This window comes from Ruegeria sp. G10, assembly GCF_056533645.1.
This window is the reverse complement of the sequence record NZ_JBQFOQ010000002.1, coordinates 319,283-331,762: the sequence shown is the minus strand read 5'-3', so window position 1 is coordinate 331,762 and position 12,480 is coordinate 319,283. Positions and strand designations below refer to the sequence as shown.

11 protein-coding genes are annotated in these 12,480 nt (G+C 61.5%); all 11 read right to left on the bottom strand.

All coding sequences use genetic code 11. The features are described from left to right. Positions 1–5: 5 nt before the first annotated feature. Positions 6–2,498 (bottom strand): nitrate reductase catalytic subunit NapA, encoded by a 2,493-nt coding sequence (gene napA, locus ACR0KM_RS05325; RefSeq protein ID WP_480858081.1) that lies wholly within the window; start codon positions 2,496–2,498, stop codon positions 6–8. Between the two features lie 17 nt (positions 2,499–2,515). Next, positions 2,516–2,788 carry a chaperone NapD gene (locus ACR0KM_RS05320; protein ID WP_480858079.1) on the bottom strand — a complete coding sequence of 91 codons (273 nt, stop codon included), beginning with the start codon at positions 2,786–2,788 and terminating at the stop codon, positions 2,516–2,518. After that, a complete protein-coding gene (gene napF, locus ACR0KM_RS05315; RefSeq protein ID WP_480858553.1) occupies positions 2,785–3,297 on the bottom strand; it encodes a ferredoxin-type protein NapF in 513 nt (170 codons plus the stop codon). Before napF ends, ACR0KM_RS05320 begins: the two co-directional genes overlap by 4 nt. Positions 3,298–3,470: 173 nt before the next feature. Continuing rightward, on the bottom strand, positions 3,471–4,376 hold the full coding sequence (locus tag ACR0KM_RS05310) for an FAD:protein FMN transferase (RefSeq protein ID WP_480858077.1): 906 nt from the start codon (positions 4,374–4,376) through the stop codon (positions 3,471–3,473). Further along, a complete protein-coding gene (locus ACR0KM_RS05305; RefSeq protein WP_480820409.1) occupies positions 4,373–4,888 on the bottom strand; it encodes a nitrous oxide reductase accessory protein NosL in 516 nt (171 codons plus the stop codon). Before ACR0KM_RS05305 ends, ACR0KM_RS05310 begins: the two co-directional genes overlap by 4 nt. Further along, positions 4,885–5,706: an ABC transporter permease gene (locus ACR0KM_RS05300; protein WP_480858075.1), complete on the bottom strand. Its 822-nt coding sequence runs from the start codon at positions 5,704–5,706 to the stop codon at positions 4,885–4,887. Before ACR0KM_RS05300 ends, ACR0KM_RS05305 begins: the two co-directional genes overlap by 4 nt. Then, on the bottom strand, positions 5,703–6,596 hold the full coding sequence (locus tag ACR0KM_RS05295) for an ABC transporter ATP-binding protein (protein ID WP_480858073.1): 894 nt from the start codon (positions 6,594–6,596) through the stop codon (positions 5,703–5,705). The genes ACR0KM_RS05300 and ACR0KM_RS05295 overlap by 4 nt, the downstream gene beginning before the upstream one ends. Further along, positions 6,586–7,842 (bottom strand): nitrous oxide reductase family maturation protein NosD, encoded by a 1,257-nt coding sequence (locus ACR0KM_RS05290; RefSeq protein ID WP_480858071.1) that lies wholly within the window; start codon positions 7,840–7,842, stop codon positions 6,586–6,588. The genes ACR0KM_RS05295 and ACR0KM_RS05290 overlap by 11 nt, the downstream gene beginning before the upstream one ends. Positions 7,843–7,844: 2 nt before the next feature. Next, the gene (gene nosZ, locus ACR0KM_RS05285) at positions 7,845–9,749 is read right to left on the bottom strand and encodes a TAT-dependent nitrous-oxide reductase (RefSeq protein WP_480858069.1); all 1,905 of its coding nucleotides are present in this window, start codon (positions 9,747–9,749) and stop codon (positions 7,845–7,847) included. A gap of 14 nt (positions 9,750–9,763) precedes the next feature. Continuing rightward, complete coding sequence (locus tag ACR0KM_RS05280; RefSeq protein ID WP_480858551.1) at positions 9,764–11,887, bottom strand: 4Fe-4S binding protein; 2,124 nt, start codon at positions 11,885–11,887, stop codon at positions 9,764–9,766. A 44-nt stretch (positions 11,888–11,931) separates the two neighbouring features. Then, positions 11,932–12,390 (bottom strand): DUF2946 family protein, encoded by a 459-nt coding sequence (locus tag ACR0KM_RS05275; RefSeq protein WP_480858068.1) that lies wholly within the window; start codon positions 12,388–12,390, stop codon positions 11,932–11,934. Between the last annotated feature and the right edge of the window lie 90 nt (positions 12,391–12,480).

Here is a 12,480-nt window from a genome sequence, read left to right as displayed (position 1 = left end):
GCCTGTTACGCGCGCTCGACCTTGCAGGCGCATTTCTTGAAGTCGGTCTCTTTCGACAGCGGGCAGGTCGCGTCCAGCGTCAGCTTGTTGGTCAGCTGGCCTTCGTCGAACCACGGCATGAAGACCAGACCGCGCGGCACCTTGTTGCGGCCCCGGGTCTCGACCCGGCTGTTGACCTCGCCCCGACGTGTGGACAGGACGATCTCCTGACCGCGGCGCAGACCACGTTCCTTGGCGTCTTCGGGATGCATGTAGACTACGGCGGCCGGATAGGCGCGGTGCAGTTCGGGAACCCGGCGGGTCATCGACCCCGAATGCCAGTGTTCCAGCACACGACCGGTGCAGAGCCACAGATTGAATTCGTCATCCGGCTCCTCGGCCGCCGGTTCATAGGGCGCAAAGATGATGTTCGCCTTGCCATCCGGCTTGCCATAGAACTGCACGCCCGCCCCGGCCTCGACATAGGGGTCATAGCCTTCGCGGAAGCGATAGAGCGTTTCCTTGCCGTCCACGACCGGCCAGCGCAGGCCGCGGGCCTGATGGTACACGTCGAACGGAGCCAGATCGTGCGCATGGCCGCGCCCGAATTCGGCATATTCCTCGAACAGGCCTTTCTGCACGTAATAGCCAAAGTGTTCGGATTCGTCGTTGTCGAACCCTTCGGCGGTTTCCGACAGCGGGTATTTGTCGATCGTGCCGTTGGCGAAGATCACGTCATACATGGTCTTGCCGCGATGTTCGGGCATAGTGGCCAGCAATTCCTCGCCCCAGACTTCCTCGACGGTGAAGCGTTTTGAGAACTCCATGACCTGCCAGACATCCGACTTGGCCTCGCCCGGGGCCTTGACCTGCTGACGCCAGAACTGTGTGCGGCGTTCCGCGTTGCCATAGGCGCCTTCTTTCTCGACCCACATGGCGGTGGGCAGGATCAGGTCAGCCGACAGCGCGGTCACGGTCGGATAGGGGTCCGACACGGTGATGAAGTTTTCGGGGTTGCGGTAGCCGGGATAGCCTTCTTCGTTGATGTTGGGCGCGGCCTGCATGTTGTTGGTACACTGTACCCAATAGGCGTTCAGGTCGCCGTCTTTCAGTTTGCGGTGCTGCAGCACGGCGTGGAAGCCGGGCTTGGCCGGGATGGTGCCGGCGGGCACGTTCCAGGCTTTCTCGCAAATCTCGCGGTGCTTGTCGTTCATCACCACCATGTCTGCGGGCAGACGGTGGGCAAAGGTGCCGACCTCGCGCGCTGTGCCGCAGGCCGAGGGCTGACCGGTCAGCGAGAAGGGCGAGTTGCCGGGTTCCGAAATCTTACCGACCAGCAAGTGCACGTTATACATCAACGAGTTCACCCATGAGCCGCGGGTGTGCTGGTTGAAGCCCATGGTCCACAGGCTCATGACCTTGCGGTTGGGGTCGGCGTACTGCTTGGCCAGACGTTCCAGCGATGCGGCGGGGACGCCGGACAGCTCGGACGTATATTCCAGCGTGTATTTCGAAACCGCTTCGGCATATTCCTCGAAGCTGATCGGTTCCATCTTGCCGACATTGGGGTTCTCGGCGGCCTCTTGCAGCGGATGATTGTCGCGCAGGCCATAGCCGATATCGGTGGCGGTCTTGGTGATGTTGACGTGGTTCTTGACGAATTCCTCGTTCACCGCGCCGTTCTGGATGATGTAGTTGGCGATATAGTTCAGGATCGCCAGATCGGTCTGCGGCGCAAAGATCATGCCATTATCGGCCAGCTCGAACGAGCGGTGTTCATAGGTCGACAGCACATGCACCTCGCAGCCCGGCTTGGTCAGGCGCGTGTCGGTCAGGCGCGACCACAGGATCGGGTGCATCTCGGCCATGTTCGAACCCCAGAGCACGAAGGTATCCGCGTGCTCAAGGTCGTCATAGCAGCCCATCGGCTCGTCGATGCCGAAGGTGCGGATAAAGCCCACCACGGCAGACGCCATGCAGTGCCGCGCGTTGGGGTCGATATTGTTCGAGCGGAAGCCCGCCTTCATCATCTTGGCGGCGGCATAGCCTTCCCAGACAGTCCACTGGCCCGAGCCGAACATGCCGACACTGGTCGGGCCTTTCTTGGCCAGCGCTTCTTTCCATTTGGCGGCCATGACGTCAAAGGCTTCGTCCCACGATACAGGCTCGAACTCGCCGTTCTTGTCGTACTGGCCGTTGGATTTGCGCAGCATCGGTGTGGTCAAGCGGTCCTTGCCATACATGATCTTGGATAGGAAATAGCCCTTGATACAGTTCAGGCCGCGGTTCACCGGCGCGTCCGGGTCGCCTTGGGTGGCGACGACGCGCCCGTCCTTGGTGCCGATCAGGACCGAGCAGCCGGTGCCGCAGAACCGGCACGCTGCCTTGTCCCAGCGGATGTCGGGGTTGCCGACTTGCGCGCTGGCCTGCCCGGTGGCAAGCGGCAGACCGGCGGCTGAGGCCGTCGCAGCGGCAGCTGTTGATTTCAGGAATGTCCGGCGGGATTCAGAGATGGTCATGACATGGGTCTCCGGCTTTATTTCTGGCGAGAAGCGTTGAGGTGCGGGCGGGTCTCCGCGAGGTCTTCGAAATGGTGATAGGTCAGGGACAGAGAGATCACGCCCGGGATCTGATGCAGATCCATGATCGTCTCGGACGCCAGTTTCTCGGGCGTGTCCTCGACTACAACAACGATGCGGCCATCCTCGGCCGCCGCATGAATTTCAACGCCATCGACACGCCCCATGGCCTTCTGGGCCTCTTGGGTGGTGTCGGGCGTCACGTGAACGAGGCATCCACAGATATTCATTGCAGGCTCTCCGAGGGCTGAGGTTCGATACGTACGAAGCTGACGGCGCCTGCTGGGCAAGCGCTGGCACAGGCGCCGCAACCGCTGCAGTTCGTCTGATCAAGAACGGGTTCTGATCGACCACCAAGTTGGGGTTTGAAACGGAGAGCGTTGTTATCGCAGACGTCCTGGCATACGCGGCAGCTTACGCCGTTCAGGGACAGACAGCTTGCTGATACACTGGCGCGCCAGGGCCATTCGGTCACCAATTCAGGGAGCAGCGCCCCGGTCGGACAGACCTCGGCGCATTTGGCGCAGAAGGTGCAGGGTGACGCAGCAAGGTTTACAACCGGCCACCCCTGTGCGTCGATTGAGATGATTTCTTCGGGGCACGCCGCACCGCAATCGTCGCATTGGGTGCATAGTTCGTGGAAATCGGCCAATACGGCGCCAGGTGGTCTTATTGCATCCGCGCGCTTGCGCAGGGATCTCCCACGCAGAAAAGCGCGACGGCTGGCTAGCTTGTTCATTGGCTTGCGGTCCACTGTTGATCTTGAGTCGTGTTTTGCCAAGCACTGTACCGAACAATCGATGGTCAAAAATTGACCTAAGTCATGTGCTGAGTGCTTAAGTTTCGGTCGCTTTGAAAACTCTGAGGATTTTTCAGGCCGGAAGGCGGATGATTTCGGTTCCCGCCCGTGCTTCATATAAGCATCTCAACCCGGGCACCCGGGAAACGGGACAGAACCCCGGTGAATCCGTCGTGGGGCACAGCGCATAAAGCCGTCGACAGCCCATCCGCTACAGCGGCACTGGGGGCGGAGACGGACACAGTGCTATGAAACACGCGCTCACGGATTGGGTTCAGAATATGCCCCTTCCCACCTGGCAGGGTCATGGCCGCAGGAGATGAGGTCGCCACTGCCCGATTGCTGAGGCTGATATGATTTTCTAATGCTCCATTCGCGGAGGCCAGCCCAACCTGCCAGGCGCGCCCATCGCCGCGCCGTCCTTCGGCCCGGATTTCTCCCATATTTACCAACACATTTCGCAGGCCAAACGACTTGAGAAGCCTGGAAATCCGATCCGTCACCTCGCCCTGTGCCACGCCGTTCAACGTCAGGGCAGACACGCCCGGAACTGGCAAACGAATTTCATCCATATCCACCACGACGTTCTTCCATCCGATGACACCAGACGTCTTGTCTCGTTCGGACGCGGCAGCATCGTTGGCCAAAGCCATCCAAAGCGGTTGAATGGTCGGGTCGAAGACGCCCCCCGACGCTGCATGCAGGGCGCTGCACAGGCTCAGGATTTGCAAAAGCTCGGCTGAGGGGGCCGACAAGTGGCCCGTTCGGTTCAAACGGCACAGCTCTGAGTCGGGGCGGTAAAGGCTGAATATGTTCTCAAGTCGGGAAACTTCGGAGGCAACCGCGTCAAAAATGGGTGCGGCTTCCGCGTCGCTCAGCCCATTCAAGTGCATACTGGCAGGTGCGCCCAATGCGATTCCTGTCCACCGGGCAGAAGGCCCGACTGCGGATGCCGCGACCGGAAAGGCCATGCAAGCGGCCGAGATGCTCAGGAAGCGGCGGCGAGAGTAGCGGCTCATGCGGGTGTCTCCAGCTGCAGGTCCAGATCGACGGGGCCGAGGACCTCGGTGTCGGGAATGTCAGACAGGGGCAGCGCCGTGCCGCCATAGTCGGTGATGAACGCTTCGGCGGCGACGGGGTCTGCAAAGGGCACCACTTCGCGCGCACCCATGCCACCCTTTACGTTGGCTCCGACCACGAAGGTCGCGCCATCAGCGGGAATCCAGTTCGAGATACCCGGCTGCCGCCAGCTGGGGGCGACGCTCATGTCGCTGACATAAACGGCGGTGATCTTGGCGTCGCGCTCGGGGCTTTTGAGATAGGCCACCATGTCGCGGACCTGAGCAAAGAACAGCGGCGCGGGGTAGCCTTCCAGATGGATCTGCCCCTTGGGCCCGCCATGTTCTGCGATGTTCATCTGGCAGAAGAAACTCAGCGCATCTGGGGTCAGGTCCACCGGGTCGGGGGCCTCGGCCACCTCTTCCTTGCAGGCAGCCAGCGCGATCAGGGCAATCAGGCACAGGCGCTTCATGGCTCAACCCTCCTAAACGCGGCCCGTGCAAGGGCAAAGCCGATCAACGGCCAGATCAGCAGCGACACGGGCGCGGCCCAGACCGGCAGGGCCTGCGCGGCCCCGGTCATGCCGGATGCCATGGCAACGCCGTCGGTTGCGGCGATGTTCCACAGACGGAATGCGTCGGCCGGGTTGGCCACCATCACCCACGGAAAGACGGATTGGGTGAAGGTGCCGCCCTTGTCCATGACGACGGCCCCCAACAGGCCCAGATCATAGAGGACGACAAAAACCAGCCAGAGCCCGGCCGACAGACCCGCCGCCGCCGTGGCCCCCTTAGCCAAGGCGGACAGCAGGTATCCCAGCGCCAGAAACACGGCGCCCAGCAGGATCGAGGTGAGGATCAGACGCGCCAAGGCCATCAGGCTTTCGGGCCCCGCGCCTCCGAAGAAGGCGGCCACCGCTCCGGCGGTGCCGAAACCGACGGTCATGGCAAAAGCCAGCGCCGCCAGATGAGCGGTGAACTTGCCCAACAGGATCTCGCCGCGCCCCGCGGGGTAGGACAGCAGCAGCGACAGGCTGCCCCGGTCCACGTCGCCTGCGATGGCATCGAAAGAAATCATCAGCGCCAGCAAGGGTGCAAGATAGACCGATAGCGTGGTCATCGACGCGACCGAGACGGTCAGCATATCGACCCCCAGCGTGCCGGTCGGGGCGCTACCCGCAAAGGTCAGCGCCAGCGCGAACAGCACCATGATCAGCGTCGCGACCAGCAGCCAACGGTTGCGGCGCAGGATCAGCATTTCGGTGCGGGTGATGGCGAGGAAGCGGGTCATTGCAAATCCTCCTGTGCGTAATGGCGATAAAGGTCTTCCAGCTTGGGCGGAGTCATTTCCACATCCGCCACCGCGTCGCCCAACTCTGCGATCCGGCGCAGGGCCTCCATCTTGTCTTCAGGGGTGCAGAGCAGTTCCACAGACGCCCCGTTGATCCGATTGCCGCCCAGTTCGGCGGCCAAGGCGTCAGGGTTGGCACTGGCGCGCACCTTCAGGCGGATCGGCAGACCGGCCAGCGCCGACAGGTTGGTCAGCGTGTCATCCGCCACCATCCGACCCTTGCGCATGATGGCGATGCGGTCGGTGCGGGCCTCGACCTCGGTCAGGGCGTGGCTGGCGATCAGAACAGCGGTGCCCTGCGACGCCAGCTCATCGATGATAGCGTACAAATCCTGCCGCGAGATCGGGTCCAAGCCCGATGTGGGTTCATCCAGCAACGCCACTTTCGGCTGACCCAGCAGAACCTGCGCCAGACCCAGACGTTGGCGCATCCCTTTGGAATAGGCCCCGATCCGACGGTCCAGTGCGTCGCTCAGACCAACACGTTCCAACAGACCGGGTACATCTGCCTTCGCGCCCGAAAGCTGCGCGAACAGCGTCAGTTGCTCGCGTCCTGTCAGAGCCGGGTGGAATGACACCGCTTCGGGCAGGTAGGCCGTCTCGCGCCGCGCTTGTGCGCTGCCGGGGGTGGCGTCTCCGATGCGAATGGTGCCACCCTCAATCGGGATCAGGCCGAGGATGGATTTGATCAGCGTCGACTTGCCCGCGCCGTTATGGCCCAGTAGTGCCACGCGCTGGCCGGGGGCAAGAGACAGGGTGATGTCGTCAAGAACGCGGGTCTTGCCACGGTCCTTGCAGACTTGGTCAATCGTCAGGGCCTTATCCGTCATGAGGCACCTTTTTCATAGCTGGGGGTTCAGGGGCTTGCATCAAAGGGTTGCTGTCCATCACACCGCCCGGCAGCAGCGCCGGGAAGGCTGATTGCGACCAGCGCACCAACTGCACGGCGGGCGAGCCGAGCAGCAATTTGGCTGCGGGTTGGGTCCACAGTACATGGTCCATTGAATCATTGGGGCGATAAGGGGCATCGGCCACGCCGTTGCCATCCACATCATAGGCAGCGAAATCGGACCAGTAATTGCCGCGCCCGTCTTCTGACCACTCGACCCATTTGGTCGAGACATATTTCACCTGCGTCCGGTTGCCGACAAAGGCGTTGCCGACGATCCGGTTGCGTTCGGACCCGGCGGTAAAGTGGATGCCGATGCCGCAGCCCTGGAACCAGTTGTCAGTGAATTCGTTCTTGTTCGAGTTATACAGGAAGGTGCACTTCTCTTTCGCACCTTTGACCACATTGCCGGTGATGACGCTCTTGTTGGCATAGTTCAGCATCACGCCATGCTCGCGGTCGTCAATCGAGACATTGTCGGTGACTTTGACATTCGAGGTGAACATCACCGCATAGCCCAGATCGTTGCCGATCGAGACATTGTTGCTGACCTCGGAATTGTCGGCATACATATAATGCACGGCAAAGCGCAGATCGCGGAACAGATTGCCGGTGAACAAATTCTTCTTCGAAGAATTCACGAAAATCCCATCACGCCCAAACTGAATGTCATTGTCGGCGACTACGGCACCCGGAGCGTTCCAGACATAGACCCCATTGCCGCGCGCGTTCATGTGGCGGTCCTGCCGCCCCTCGATCCGGTTGCGGCGCACGATGCTGTCCTTGGCCCCATGGATGTCGATGCCATAGAGATTGCCCAGCAGCACATTGTCCTCGACCACCGGCGCGTGGGCCGTTTTGGTCAGTTGGATGCCGCTGTCGATCCCGTCATGGTCCGAGCCAGAGCCGATCACCGTCAGCCCGCGCACCGTCACGCCCGGTCCGGTCACGGTGATGACGCTGCCCTCACCCTGTCCGTCAATGGTGGCCAAGCCCTGCCCGTCGATTGTGACGGGCCGGTCCAGTACGAGGTGTTCGGTATAAACACCGGGGCTCAGGCGGAGGGTGTCTCCATCCGCCGCCTGCGCCAGTATCTCGTTGATGGCCCCCGCCCGGTTGGGCACATCCCAGTCCGCCGCCCAAAGGGGCGAGCCGAGCAGGAGCGGTATGAGCAGGGACCAACGCATCGTTACGCGCTCCGCGGCTCAACGAACATCCGGCCGCGCATTTCCATGTGCAGCGCGTGGCAGAACCACTGGCAATAGAACCAGTGCACACCCGGACGGTCGGCAATGAACGTGACCGAGGCGGTGGCCTGCGGTGCAACCTCCATCGCGATGCCGAAGTTCGACAGGCAGAAGCCGTGGGTCACATCATCCACATCATCAAGGTTGGTGACATAGACAGTGACTTCGTCGCCCTGTTTGACAGTGAACTTCTCCATGCTGAACACAGGCGCCACGGATGTCATGTAGACCCGCACCTTGTTGCCATCCCGGATCGGCTCATCCGCGCCATAGTCCAGATCGACACCATCGGCTTCGGCCTGTTTGCGCGCATCTTCCCATGTCGGGTCGTTGCGATCCCAGACATTGACCGGGTTCACCTTGGACCGGTGCACAAGGATCGAATCGTGCGGCTCGGCGAAGGTCGGGCCGTCATGGACCACCTTCATCTTGTCGCCCGAGATGTCGATCAGCTGCTCGTTTTCAGGCTTCAGCGGACCCACGTTCAGGAAGCGGTCTTTCGAGAACTTGTTCATCGAAATCAGCCACTTGCCGTCAGCTTCCGCAGTCTCACCCATCGAGGTCGAGTTGTGGCCCGGCTGATACTGCACATCCACCTTGTCAAGGATCGGATCAACATCCGCGCCGCCATAGGCTTCGATCGCCTTGGCGATGTCCCATTTCACCACCTGGCTGTCCAGGAACAGGGTGGTAAAGGCGTGGCCCTTGCCGTCGAACGCGGTGTGAAGCGGGCCAAGACCCAGCTGCGGTTCGGCCACGATGGCGGAACGCGGATCGGCACCTTCGAACACCGCATCCAGTTTCTCGACATCAATCACCGAAACCGTCGGCGACAGCTTGCCGTTGATCATGATGTGTTTCTTGTCGGGCGCGGCGTTCACACCGTGCGGCGAGTTCGGGATCGGAATATACCGCGTCAGGTTGCCACCTGCCTCTTTGCGCCCGTCCACGACCTTGACGCCGTTCAGCTCCTGATAGTTGCCCGCGGCAATCGCGTCCTCGATGCCTTTGAGGTTGAACACGACCACATGGTCCAGCTCATTCTCGGTCATCTCGGCCAGGTTCATACCCATTTCCGAGTTATAGGAGGTCGAGAACGCGTATTTGCCCTGATAGTCGCAGTCAGTGTTGTCGAGGTTGCCCGACACCATCACCTGCCATGCGACTTCCATCGTATCACCGTCGATGGCGGTGAAGATGTTCACATATTGCGACGGATCGTCGAGGATCTGGCCATCATTGACCAGCGGGGCCTCATGCTCACCATTGGCAAAGACATAGCCGGTGCGCGGGTATTTCTGCGGACGCAGGCCGTGGATGTCATGCGCGTTCGGGATCTCGATGATCTTGTCGCATTTCATCACGTCGCAGCGCACACGGGCCACGCGGGTGTTGGCCTTATCGTTCATGAACAGATAGCGGCCGTCATAGGTGCCATCGGTGAACGACATATGCGGGTGGTGAAGGTCGCCGTTATCATAGGTGACCTTGCCATTTGCGGCCAGAAACTCCTTGGTTTCCGGCAGCAGGCCTTCGGTCAGAACCTTCAGCGATTCATTGGTCTGACCCCAGCCGGTGGCCGAGCAGCGGTTGAACACCGGCACCCGCATCAGCTCGCGCATCGAAGGCACACCTAAGATTCGCAGCTCGCCAGTCTGGCCCGAGGACCAGAAGCCGTAATATTCGTCCAGCTCACCCGGCTCAAGATGCGCATTCGCGGCAGCACTCGCCTCGCGCGCGGTCATCAGGGTCGAGCCCAGCCCGGTCCCGGCAATCACCGCACCGGTTGCGGTTGCGCCCAGCATCCCGCGGCGTGTGATGTTCAGTTTCTTGTCATGTTCCGACATGATCGTCCCTCCTTTTAGGAAACGGTTTGCGGTTTGGCGTTCGGATGGTTCGCCGGTGGTTGTCCGAGTGGGGTCTTCATCTGGACCGACCCTGTCTTGGCCCGCCGTTTCAGCTGGCGGATAACGACGGGACATTTGTCCTCGGACTGATAAAGCACCTGACAATGCAGGCAGGTGACGCACTCGTTCGGATTGATCTCACCTGTGGGGTGGATCGCCTGAACGGGGCATTCATTGGCGCAGGTCTGACAGGGGGTGCCGCAATCCTTGTAGCGGCGCAGCCAGTCGAACATGCGAATACGGGCCGGGATCGCCAGCGCTCCGCCCAAGGGGCAGAGATAGCGGCAGTAGAACCGTTCCACGAACAGCCCGATCCCCAGCAAGGTCAGCGCAAAGACCACAAACGGCCAGTCGCGCATGAATTTCAGGATGATCGCGGTCTTGAACGGCTCGACCTCGGCGTAGGTTTCGGCCAGCGGGATCGAGACAAAGCTGATCCCGAACAGCACCAGAAAGATCATGTATTTCGCAGGCCAGAGGCGTTCGTTCAGACCCCAAGGCAAGGTCCATTGCGGCACTTTCAGCGCGCGCGCGATCTTGTTGGTCAACTCCTGCAGCGCGCCGAACGGGCACAACCAGCCGCAATAGGCCCCACGGCCCCAGAACAGCAGCGCGGCGGCCACGGCGAACCACTGGATAAAGACCAGCGGGTCCAAAAGGAAGGCGTCCCAAGAGAAGCCTGTGCGCAGGCTGCCCGCCAGCGCCATCAGGTTCACCACGCTCAGCTGCGCATTGGCGTACCAGCCGATGAAGAACAGCGTCATGGTCAGATATCCGATGCGGAACCAATAGAAGACGCGGGCGTTCATGGTGGCGTGGAACTGGAAGAAGAATGTCGCCGTCAGCACCAAAAGCATGACGCCCAGCACCCCGATCTCAACCGTGCGGTCCTTCCAGATGCGTTTCCAAAGCGCGGCCTTGGCCGCCGCCTCGCCGGTGGCGTCATCGACGACCACAGGGGCCGCGACGGGCAGCAGATACTGTTCCGGCAGTTTGTAGCCCAGATCGAAGGTCAGGAATGTTTTCTCGACCGCGCCCACGGCCCGCTGCGCCAACAGTTGCAGTCGGAAGGGCTCGGCCGGATCGAATTCGGCATCAGCAGGGATCTTGAAGATGTCCAGTTCCGTAAAGCTTGGGGCATCGGGGGCCGCAACCTCGCCCAGACGGCGTTGTTGCTTGTCAAAGAACCGCACCGAATTGTCGCCCTGGATCAGCTGAATCCGGTCGAAAATCCCGCCCCTGACATAGCCCGATCCCTTGAAGCTATAGGCCCCGCGACCCAACACCAGAATGGCTTGCTCGCCTTCGTCCAACCAGTTCAGCAGGTTCTGATATTCGGCCTCGCCCAGCAGCGACTTGCCGATCGACGGAACCGAGACCAGCGCCATATGCATGTCGATATAGGTGTCATCGGGTTCGCCGGGTTCGGGGCGCTTGATCGCCCGCTGATCGCCCGTCGCTTCGAACGCCGCGTTGACCTGCCCGATATCCAGCGTCAGCCGCCGGACCGAGCCGTCGCCCGACAGCGTCGTCCAGTCATAGATGGCGTCCTGTGCCATATCGACCTCGCGCTTGGGTCCATCGGCCTGCGCCGGTGCCAAGCCGCCCAGCCCCAGCGCGCGCGCCACCTTGATGCCGCCCCGCACAAGACTGTCATCGATCACCATGATCGTGACCGTCGCGCCCGAGATAATATCGAGGTCATGCCCCTCACCGCCAGTCTCGGCCTCAATCTTCAGATCAAGCCCGGCATAACCTTCGGTCAGCTCAACCATGCGGGAATTGGGGATGCCGATCAGCACGATGGGTTCCGAGTGCTTGACCAGCTGCACCCCGGTCAGCACCGCCTCATCATCGATGGCGGCGACCACATGAATGGGCTTGCCCGAATAGCCGGTGGTGCCGACCAGATCAGAGGTTAAGAAAGCCCAGGCGATGCGGTCGCCGTCTTTAAGAACGGGGGCCACCGGCACATCGTCGCGGACGGGACCAAAGGCATCGGCCCCGGGGGCCAGATCGGCGGGCTCAATCTCGGGTAGGAAGCTGGCAAGGCTGTCGGCATGGGCGCTGATCGCCATAAGGCACGACAGGGCAAGGGCCAGCAGGAAATGGATTGCGCGACTTACGACCACGGCGCACCTCCGGGAATTTGGGTGAATGCCATGGACGCGCGCAGGGCGCGTTCGGTTGTGATTTCGGGCGCGCATGGGGGGCCTCGGGTTTCGGGCCACAGCCGGTGGGCTTGGTAGAAAACGCCAGAGGCCCCGGTGTTTCCCCGTACAAAACGGACCATTCCGGCCTGCCCCAGCTGCGCCAGTTCGGGCATCGGCGCGGCGTCGGTGCACAGCGCGCAATCGGCGCATATGGGGCAATACGCGGCCGGGTCTTCGGCACCCTCCTCAAGGTCAACCTCGACCCAGACCGCGCCGCCTTCCGAGCAGATCTCCACCCAGACACTTTCACCGGGACTCGCCAGCGCCGGTGCAAAAGTCTGGAACAAAAGAAGGAGTATGCCCGCCAACCCGGCTGCCGCGCGAACCGCGCGGTCAGGGAGATTGTGCAGAGGGGTCAGGGCAGGCATGGAGTCTCCGACTCGGGAAGCTATGCCTTGGTGGTAGAGGATTTGAACGAGTCGCTACTTGACTTAGGTCATTTGTTTTTGAACCGTCCA

Excerpts from the sequence above, each read along its gene's own strand:
- ACR0KM_RS05295 (WP_480858073.1), bottom strand. The coding sequence starts at position 6,596 with ATGACGGATAAGGCCCTGACGATTGACCAAGTCTGCAAGGACCGTGGC.
- ACR0KM_RS05305 (WP_480820409.1), bottom strand. The coding sequence starts at position 4,888 with ATGAAGCGCCTGTGCCTGATTGCCCTGATCGCGCTGGCTGCCTGCAAG.
- ACR0KM_RS05310 (WP_480858077.1), bottom strand. The coding sequence starts at position 4,376 with ATGAGCCGCTACTCTCGCCGCCGCTTCCTGAGCATCTCGGCCGCTTGC.
- ACR0KM_RS05280 (WP_480858551.1), bottom strand. The coding sequence starts at position 11,887 with ATGGCGATCAGCGCCCATGCCGACAGCCTTGCCAGCTTCCTACCCGAG.
- napA (WP_480858081.1), bottom strand. The coding sequence starts at position 2,498 with ATGACCATCTCTGAATCCCGCCGGACATTCCTGAAATCAACAGCTGCC.
- nosZ (WP_480858069.1), bottom strand. The coding sequence starts at position 9,749 with ATGTCGGAACATGACAAGAAACTGAACATCACACGCCGCGGGATGCTG.
- ACR0KM_RS05275 (WP_480858068.1), bottom strand. The coding sequence starts at position 12,390 with ATGCCTGCCCTGACCCCTCTGCACAATCTCCCTGACCGCGCGGTTCGC.
- napF (WP_480858553.1), bottom strand. The coding sequence starts at position 3,297 with ATGAACAAGCTAGCCAGCCGTCGCGCTTTTCTGCGTGGGAGATCCCTG.
- ACR0KM_RS05290 (WP_480858071.1), bottom strand. The coding sequence starts at position 7,842 with ATGCGTTGGTCCCTGCTCATACCGCTCCTGCTCGGCTCGCCCCTTTGG.
- ACR0KM_RS05300 (WP_480858075.1), bottom strand. The coding sequence starts at position 5,706 with ATGACCCGCTTCCTCGCCATCACCCGCACCGAAATGCTGATCCTGCGC.
- ACR0KM_RS05320 (WP_480858079.1), bottom strand. The coding sequence starts at position 2,788 with ATGAATATCTGTGGATGCCTCGTTCACGTGACGCCCGACACCACCCAA.